6 protein-coding genes are annotated in these 7,964 nt (G+C 73.0%); 1 reads left to right on the plus strand and 5 read right to left on the minus strand.

The genetic code is table 11. The features are described 5' to 3' along the window. Window positions 1-68: 68 nt before the first annotated feature. From J7I94_RS13640 to J7I94_RS13660, 5 genes are all read right to left on the minus strand, one after another. Complete coding sequence (locus J7I94_RS13640; protein WP_215167332.1) at window positions 69-2,249, minus strand: peptidoglycan recognition protein; 2,181 nt, start codon at window positions 2,247-2,249, stop codon at window positions 69-71. Between the two features lie 115 nt (window positions 2,250-2,364). Next, window positions 2,365-2,592: a hypothetical protein gene (locus J7I94_RS13645; protein WP_215167333.1), complete on the minus strand. Its 228-nt coding sequence runs from the start codon at window positions 2,590-2,592 to the stop codon at window positions 2,365-2,367. A 26-nt stretch (window positions 2,593-2,618) separates the two neighbouring features. Beyond that, window positions 2,619-3,719 carry a CdaR family transcriptional regulator gene (locus J7I94_RS13650; protein ID WP_215167334.1) on the minus strand — a complete coding sequence of 367 codons (1,101 nt, stop codon included), beginning with the start codon at window positions 3,717-3,719 and terminating at the stop codon, window positions 2,619-2,621. A 38-nt stretch (window positions 3,720-3,757) separates the two neighbouring features. Further along, window positions 3,758-5,266, minus strand: coding sequence for a flotillin family protein (locus J7I94_RS13655; RefSeq protein ID WP_215167335.1), 1,509 nt, complete (start codon window positions 5,264-5,266; stop codon window positions 3,758-3,760). A gap of 50 nt (window positions 5,267-5,316) precedes the next feature. Further along, window positions 5,317-5,838, minus strand: a complete 522-nt coding sequence (locus J7I94_RS13660) for a hypothetical protein (RefSeq protein ID WP_215167336.1) — start codon at window positions 5,836-5,838, stop codon at window positions 5,317-5,319. Window positions 5,839-6,052: 214 nt separating this feature from the next. Between J7I94_RS13660 and J7I94_RS13665 the strand changes: the two genes are divergently transcribed. Beyond that, window positions 6,053-7,954 carry a TrkA family potassium uptake protein gene (locus tag J7I94_RS13665; RefSeq protein ID WP_215167344.1) on the plus strand — a complete coding sequence of 634 codons (1,902 nt, stop codon included), beginning with the start codon at window positions 6,053-6,055 and terminating at the stop codon, window positions 7,952-7,954. Window positions 7,955-7,964: the final 10 nt, after the last annotated feature.

Genomic DNA, 7,964 nt, shown 5'->3' on the forward strand with positions numbered 1-7,964 from the left:
GTTCCGACAGTTCTCTCCGACAGTCCGAGAGACGAGAACGGAAGGCGCGCGGTTCGGATCCGGAGGCGTTACTTCAGATGGACCAGACCGTCCGTGGTGATGGTCGGGCGACCGCTCGTGCCGACGACCACGACCTTGATCGTGTGCTTGGCACTGCTCGACCAGGACTTCGTCCAGATCACCTGGCGGTACTTGGTGGTCGCCGACTTCAGATCGACGGTCGCGGCCTTCTTGCCGTCGACGTAGACGTACGCCTGGCCGGAGGACGAGGCCCGCGACACCACCCACGCCGCGGAGCGGCCGGTGAACGTCCAGGTGAGGCTCGCGCTCTTGGCGGAGCTGGAGTACGACTTCCCGCCGAGGTAGCTGGAGGAGGAACGCGTGCTCCAGCTGCCGGACTTCTTGGCGGAGCTCTCCTGGAGGATCACCGGGGTGTAGGAGGGCGAGGAGGTGCGGTAGTTGCCGGCCCAGTCGTACGCCCGCATCGACCAGGTGGCGGCCGAGCCGGACTTGGCGGTCCGCTTGGAGGACGTCGTCGTCGGGCCGAAGGTGGCCGTGGTCGGGGACAGCAGCTTCACCTGGCGCAGCGCGGCGCTGTCGGCGGCCTTCCAGCCGAGGGTGACCGGGACGGCGGTGGTGTCGACGGTGCCGGTGCGCAGGGTCAGCTTGGGCGTGGTGGTGAAGGTCGGCGCGGTGGTGTCCGTGACGACCTTCTTGGCCGCCGTCGTCGTGGTCCTGCCGGACTGGTGCACCGCCCGTACGGCGACGGTGTGGCTGCCGGCGGCGAGCGTGACGCTCTGGGAGGTCGCGGTGGCCGGGGCGGTGGCGACCGACTCGCCGTCGACCAGGATCTCGAAGTTCTTGATGAGCGTGCCGGGGGTGGTCGCCGACCAGCGGGCGGTGATCTTGCCCTTGGTGTAGTACGTCGAGCCGTTCAGGCCCGTACCGTCGAGCGCGGTGACCTTCAGGCCCTGCACCGGGCCTGCGGCCAGGGTGCGGATGGCCGGCAACTGGGCGTAGAGGGAGTCGCCGGGGCACTCGGTGTTGTAGCCGTCGCGGTGGGCGGCGATGCGGCCGAAGTCGTACGTGCCGCCCGCGGTGAAACTCGTACCGAAGTAGTTCTGCTGGGTCGCGCCCGCGGTGAGCTTGACGGTCGAGGACGGGTCGGCGCCGTACTGGCCGAGCTTCCAGGCCGCCACCCGGGCGATCGCGGTCAGGGTCGCCTGGGGCGCGGCGGTCGAGGTGTGGTCACCGAGTACGGCGATGCCGGTGGACTCGCGGTTGAAGCCGTAGGTGTGCGCGCCGAGGACCGGCAGGTCGATGCCGCCCTTGCGGCCCTCGAAGACGGTGCCGCACTTGTCGACGAGGAAGTTGTAGCCGAGGTCCTTCCAGCCGTTGGTCTGCACGTGGTACGCGTAGATGCCACGGACGAGGGCGGCCGAGTCGGCGCAGGAGTAGTCGTTGGTGCCGGCCGTGTGGTGGACGAAGACCGACTTCACGTCCGCGTTGTACTCGGGGCCTTCCGGGCTCAGGTTCTCGTCGGCGCCCCAGCCCGCGCGGGAGACGACCGGCGGCTGGGGGGCGGTGGACGCGGGTGCCGTGGGAGCGGCCGTCGGCGCCGCGGACGTCGGCTCCATAGCCGTCGGCGCCGCGGACGTCGGCTCCATAGCCGTCGGCGCCGCGGACGTCGGCTCCATAGCCGTCGGCTCCGCGGACGCGTCCGTCACGAACGCCGCCGGGTCGATCCGCGTCTCCGCCTCCGTCACCACTCCGGGGTCGACCAGGTTGACCTCGAACCCCTTGGGCAGCCCCGCGTCCGTGGAACCGTCGTCGTGGACGACCTGGACCTCGACGCCGTCGGACGGGCCGGTCCACAGCGGCTCGGACGCGCCGCGTTCCTCCGAGTCGGCCTCGGGGACCTCGACCGGGTCGACGCCGGTCTCCAGGTCCCGCCAGCCGGTCCACGCGCCGCTTTCGGCGTCACGGGTGCGCACCTGGATGCTGCCGTTCAGCTCCCGGTCGGCGTCCGTCCAGGAGACGCCGAGCAGCGAGAACTGCTCGGTCTCCGTGCGCGGCAGCTTCCGCCGGTCGCTCCCGGCGCCCTTCAGCGCCAGGTCGTAGACCTTCACCGGCCGCTTGGCCCGGGTCGCGGGCCCGGTGTCGGCGGACGGGCTGGCGGCGGCGTACGTCACCACACCGCCGCCGCCCAGGACCACCGCGCCGAGCGTCAGCCAGGCTCTTCGCTTCATGTTCAGCGGTCTGTACGCATGCGACGTACGACGACTCACGAGAATTTCCCCCCACGGGAAGACAGCGGAAAGTTGATCGGGGCACATCAGCCCCGGGAATGGTACGTCCGGCCGGTTACGCGTCCCCCCGGTACAGCTGAAGATCCTGGTTCGCGAACAACTGGACGTACCCGCACTGCCAGCAGATCAGGCCGGTCGCCGACTCGTTCGCCCAGGCCAGTTTCATGAACTCCATGCCGGAGCTGTTGAGGAGGACGGAGCGGTCGCGGAAATGTTCGCTGCCGCAGATCTGGCAGGTGATCCGGATGTCTCCGACCGCCGCGCGGACCGGTTTCTTCGCCATGGGGGTGTCTCTCCTGTCGGAACCTGTCAGAGGGGGTTGGCCGGCCAGCCCAGCAGGCGGGCGCCGATCACCGCGGTCTGGAGGGTGTAGCGGTGGACCGGGTCGGAGGGGTCGGCGCCGGTGATCCGGTGGATGCGTTCCAGCCGGTAGGTGAGGGCGCGCACGCTCAGGGAGAGCCGGCGGGCCGCCTCCGCCGCCACGCAGCCGGAGTCGAAGTACGCGGTGAGCGTGTCGAGCAGCGGCTCGGCGCCGCCGCGGGCCTCGCGCAACGGGCTGAGGGTGCTGGTCACCAGGTCGGCCATGGCCTGGCGGTCACGGGTGAGGACGGGGTAGACGAGGAGGTCCGCGGCGCGCAGCAACGGCTCGTCGAGTTCCAGGCGTTCGGCGAGGTCGAGGGTGTTCAGCGCCTCCTCGTAGGACTGGACGACACCGGCGGCGCCCGGCTGGGAGCGGCCGATGGCGACCTGGCCGCCGTCGGTGGCGGTGTGCGCCAGCTTGGCGAAGAAGGTGAGGATCTCCTGCTGGTCGCCGGGGGCGACGCACACCAGGCGGCCGTCCTTGGTGGTGAGGAGTATGCGGCGGTCGCCGAAGCGGCCGATCAGCGCGCGCTCCACCTCCCGGGGGACGGGGTCGCCGTCGTCGTACGCCAGGGCGCCGCGCGCCACCGCCACGGCGTGCTCGTAGGCCAGCCGCAGACCGTAGCGCTCGGCGCGCTCGGCGACCCGGCCCAGGTCGCTGCGGCCGTAGAGCAGGTCGTCGATGAACTCCCGCCGGGCCGCCTCCTCCTGACGTACCGCCAGCCGCTGCGCCCGCTCGTACCCCTCGGCCAGCGCGTCCACGGCCTGGGTGACGACGGCCAGCACGCTGTCGGGGGTGACGCCGGGGCCGGTGGGCCAGTCGGCGCGGGTGGCGTCGAGGTGGGCGACGACCAGGTCCCGCAGCTTCAGGCCGGCCTCCGCGGCGCGCTCCCCCAGGGCGCGGCGGGAGTCCAGCTCCTCCCGGTTCAGCCGGCGGCCGGTGGCGGCGGCGGAGGCGAGGAGGTCCGCGTAGCCCTCGACGTACGCCCGCGCCGCCTGCCGGTCCGCCACCTCCGCCCACCCCCGCCGCACCCGTCGTGATACGTCCATGCCGTCGCCGGCGCCTTCCAGGGTACGGGCGGCCACTGTCAGCCGGTGATCTCGACCTTGCCGTCCTCGGCCGCCGCCGTCTTGCGCGCGGTGAGGTCCTTCAGGAGCCCGGCCAGGTCCATGCCGGTCGTGGAGTTGAGGAGTTCCATGCCCTGGGCGACGTTGTCGGCGACCGTGCGGGACAGGCGGCTCGCGCCGTCCGTGGAGATCACCGTCATCTTGTCGACGGCGGACAGCGGCTCGGACGCCTTCGCCACCACCTGCGGCAGCACCTCGACCAGCATCTGGAGCACCGCCGCCTCGCCGTACCGGTCGAAGGCGTCGGCCTTCTTCCGCATCGCCTCGGCCTCGGCCGCGCCCTTGGCGCCGATCGCCGCGGCCTCCGCCTCGCCCTCCAGCCGTACCGCCTCCGCGATCGCCGCGCGCCGGGACCGCTCGGCCTCACCCTGCTTGAGGCCCTCGATGGCCTGCGCCTCGGCCAGCGCGCTGCGGCGCTGCTTCTCGCCCTCACCGGTCAGCCGCGCCCGCTCGGCCTCCGCCTGGGCGGCGGCGATGCCGGCCGCGCGCTCGGCCTCGGCCTGCTTGACGCGGGACACCCGGCGGGCCTCGGCCTCCTGCTCGGCCTCGTACCGCTTGGCGTCGGCCGGCTTGCGGACCTCGGTGTCCAGCTGGCGGTCCTTCAGGGCCGCCTGGCGTTCGGCGACCTTCTCCTGCTCGGCGAGGATGTCCTGCTGCCGGGCCGCCTCGGCGAGCGGGCCGGCGGCGTTGGCGCGGGCGGAGGCCTGGTCGGTCTCGGCCTTGATCTCGGCCTGCTTCAGGTAGAGCGTCCGCTGGGCGACCGCGATCTCCTCCTCGGCCTTCAGCCGGGCCTGCTCGGCCGCGCGCCGCGCCACCGCCTCGGCGATGTCGGCCTCCTGCTTGGCCCGGGCGGCCTCGGGACGGCCGAGGTCCTCCAGGTAGGAGCCCTCGGTGGTGATGTCCTGGATCTGGAAGGCGTCAAGGACCAGGCCCTGCCCGGAGAGGCTGGCCTCCGCCTCCTCCGCCACCTGGCTCGCGAAGGCGGCCCGGTCGCGGATGACGTCCTCCACCGACATCCGGCCGACGATCGCGCGCAGCGCGCCGGACAGCACCTCCTGGGTGAAGCCGACGATGCCGTCCTGCTGCATCAGGAACCGCTGGGCGGCGGCCCGTATCGCGTCCTCGGTGCCGCCGACCTTGACGATGGCGACGCCTTCGAGGTGGGCCTTGACCCCGCGCAGCGTCACCGCGCCGCGCACGGCGACCGGGATGTGCCGCGAGGACAGGTCGAGGGTGAACTTCTGCTGCACGAACGGCACGACGAAGACACCGCCGCCGACCACGACCTTCTGGCCGCTGTTGTCCGTGAACACCCGGCCGGTCTCCGGGTCGGTGGACTTCTTGCCGCGCCGGCCGGTGACGATGAACGCCTCGCTCGGCCCGGCCACCTTGTACCGGCTGACGACGACCAGTGCGAGCAGCACCAGGAGTACGACGACTCCCAGTGCCGCGATCAGGACAGGACTCATGGCTGTGCCCCCGTATGGGTTCGTGGAGAAGTTCGTGGAGAGAGGTGGGTTCAGCTGTCGACCGGGCGGACGACCACCGACGTCGGGGTCGGGACCGCCTCCACCCACACCCGGGTGCCGCGCGCCACCGGCGCCGCGCTGCGCGCCGCGCACTTGAGCGGCTGGCCGCCGAGGTGCAGCAGGACCTCGCCGAAGCCGTCGGCGGGGATGGCGGTCACCACCTTGCCGGGGGTGCCCAGCAGCTGGTCCGCGGTGGGCGTCACGGCGGTCCGGTCCCGCATCAGCGCCCGGCTGAGGCGGTACGTCAGCCAGCCCGCGCCCGCTCCGGCGAGCACGCCCGCCGAGGCGGCACCCACCGGGCCCGACCAGCCGCTGCCGAGGACGATGGCGCCGGTGAAACCGGTCATCGACGTGAAGCCGGCGAGGACCGGCAGCGACAGCCACCCGTCGAGTACGCCGCCCAGCGCGCCGTCGAGAGCGCCGTCGAGGGCGCCTTCGAGGACGCCGCCGAAGATCAGCGACAGGGCGAGCAGCACGACCCCCGTGATGCCGAGGCCGAGAAACCAGGCCATGCGTGCCGCCCCCTCTCGCCCTGCCGCCGACCTCCGGTGCGGTGGAGTCTGGCATGCGGCAGCACGGGCCGTCATTGCCGGATTCCGGCAATGTTCATACGTCTTCCATGCCGCGTCTTAACGCGTTCTTAACGCCCCTCGGGAGGGCATGGCAGTCTGTTGCCTCGTGCCTAGCCTTCCGAATCAGAGTCAGCAGGGAACGCCCGCCGCGCACATGGTGGTCTGCGGCGACGACGGGCTGGCGCACCGGCTCGCCGCCGAACTGCGCGGTGTCTACGGCGAACAGGTCACCCTCGTCGTGCCGCCCTCCGGGCGCCGGGTGCGCCAGCCGGTGGTGGGCCGCGCCCGCGCCGCCTCCGCCGCGCTGCTGGACCTGGTGAACGCGGCCGTCAACCGCGACGGCGGGGGTGGAGGCGGGGTGGCGGGTGGTGGCGGTGGTGGTGGTCAGGAACTGGAGGCCGGGGAGCCGACCGAGGACGTGCTCGCCGAGGCGGGCGTGGCACGGGCCGCCGCGCTGGCCCTGGTCTATGACGACGACGAGACCAACATCCGCGCCGCCCTCACCGCCCGCCGCCTCAACCCCCGGCTGCGGCTGGTGCTGCGCCTGTACAACCGGCGCCTCGGCCAGCACATAGAGGAACTCCTCGACCAGGCCGCCGCGTTGGCGACGGGCGAGACCCGGACCCCTGCTCTGGACGCCTCCACCACCGTGCTCTCGGACGCCGACACCGCCGCGCCCGCGCTGGCCGCGACCGCGCTGGTCGGCACCAGCAAGGTCGTGGAGACGGACGGGCTGCTGCTGCGCGCGGTCGAGCGGCAGCCGCCGCGGCCCGGCGAGGTGGCCGACCCGGGGCTGTGCACGCTGGCGCTGCTCTCCGCGACCAGCAACGACCCCGCCGGGACGGACGGTTCGGAGGAGAGCGGCGACCAGGGGCCGCGGCTGCTGCCCGACGCGGCGGAGGTGGCCCGGGCGACGGGGCGGGGCACCGTCGTACTGGAGCAGGTGTCGTACTCCGGGCCCGCGCTGTCCGCGCGGGGCGGGGTGGTGCCGCCGTTCGCCTCGCTGTTCTCACGGCGGCTGCGGTGGTCGATCGCGGGCCTCGCGGCCTGTGTGGTGGCGCTCGCGGTGGCGCTGACGCTGGTGACCGGGGAACATCCGCTGCACGCGACGTACGTGACGCTGCTGGATCTGTTCGCCATCAACGAGCCGGCGCTGGAGGGGTCGACCGGAGAGCAGGTGCTGCAACTCCTCACCGGACTGATGGGGTTGCTGCTGCTGCCGGTGCTGCTGGCGGCGGTGCTGGAGGCGCTGGGCACGCTCCGGACGGCGACGACGCTGCGGAAGCCGCCGCGCGGGCTCGGCGGACATGTGGTGCTGCTGGGACTCGGCAAGATCGGTACGCGGGTGCTGACCCGGTTGCGGGAGCTGCACATCCCGGTGGTGTGCGTGGAGTCCGACCCCGAGGCGCGCGGGATGGCGACGGCGCGGCGGCTGCGGGTGCCGGTGGTGCTGGGGGACGTCACGCAGGAGGGCGTGCTGGAGGCGGCGAAGATCCACCGGGCGCACTCGCTGCTGGCGCTGACCAGTGTGGACACGACGAACCTGGAGGCGGTGCTGTACGCGCGGTCGGTGCGGGCCGACCTGCGGGTGGTGCTGCGGCTGTACGACGACGACTTCGCGACGGCGGTCTACCGGACCCTGCGGGCCGCGCATCCCGGGGCGCTGACGCGGAGCCGGAGCGTGACGCATCTGTCGGCGCCGGCGTTCGCCGGGGCGATGATGGGGCGGCAGATCCTGGGGGCGATCCCGGTCGAACGGCGGGTGCTGCTGTTCGCGGCGGTGCGGGTGGCGGGGCATCCGCAGCTGGAGGGGCGGACGGTCGGGGAGGCGTTCCGGGCGGGGGCGTGGCGGGTGCTGGCGCTGGACACGGAGGCCTCCGGCGGTCGTGGAGGCGGGGGTGGGGGCGCGGTGGATGTCGCCGGGGCGGGGCTGGTGTGGGATCTGCCGGACACGTATGTGCTGCGCGGGTCGGATCGGGTGGTGCTGGCGGCTACGCGGCGGGGGCTGGCGGAGTTGCTGGGGCGGCGGGGGGCACGGCGGGGGGTGGGTGCGTAGGGCTGGGTGC

Origin of the sequence: Streptomyces sp. ISL-12 (assembly GCF_018614415.1) — a bacterium.
Classification (GTDB): domain Bacteria; phylum Actinomycetota; class Actinomycetes; order Streptomycetales; family Streptomycetaceae; genus Streptomyces.

Bases quoted from the DNA above. Each gene is read 5' to 3' on its own strand.
- J7I94_RS13650 (WP_215167334.1), bottom strand. From the start codon at position 3,719: ATGGACGTATCACGACGGGTGCGGCGGGGGTGGGCGGAGGTGGCGGAC.
- J7I94_RS13665 (WP_215167344.1), top strand. From the start codon at position 6,053: ATGGTGGTCTGCGGCGACGACGGGCTGGCGCACCGGCTCGCCGCCGAA.
- J7I94_RS13655 (WP_215167335.1), bottom strand. From the start codon at position 5,266: ATGAGTCCTGTCCTGATCGCGGCACTGGGAGTCGTCGTACTCCTGGTG.
- J7I94_RS13640 (WP_215167332.1), bottom strand. From the start codon at position 2,249: ATGAAGCGAAGAGCCTGGCTGACGCTCGGCGCGGTGGTCCTGGGCGGC.
- J7I94_RS13645 (WP_215167333.1), bottom strand. From the start codon at position 2,592: ATGGCGAAGAAACCGGTCCGCGCGGCGGTCGGAGACATCCGGATCACC.
- J7I94_RS13660 (WP_215167336.1), bottom strand. From the start codon at position 5,838: ATGGCCTGGTTTCTCGGCCTCGGCATCACGGGGGTCGTGCTGCTCGCC.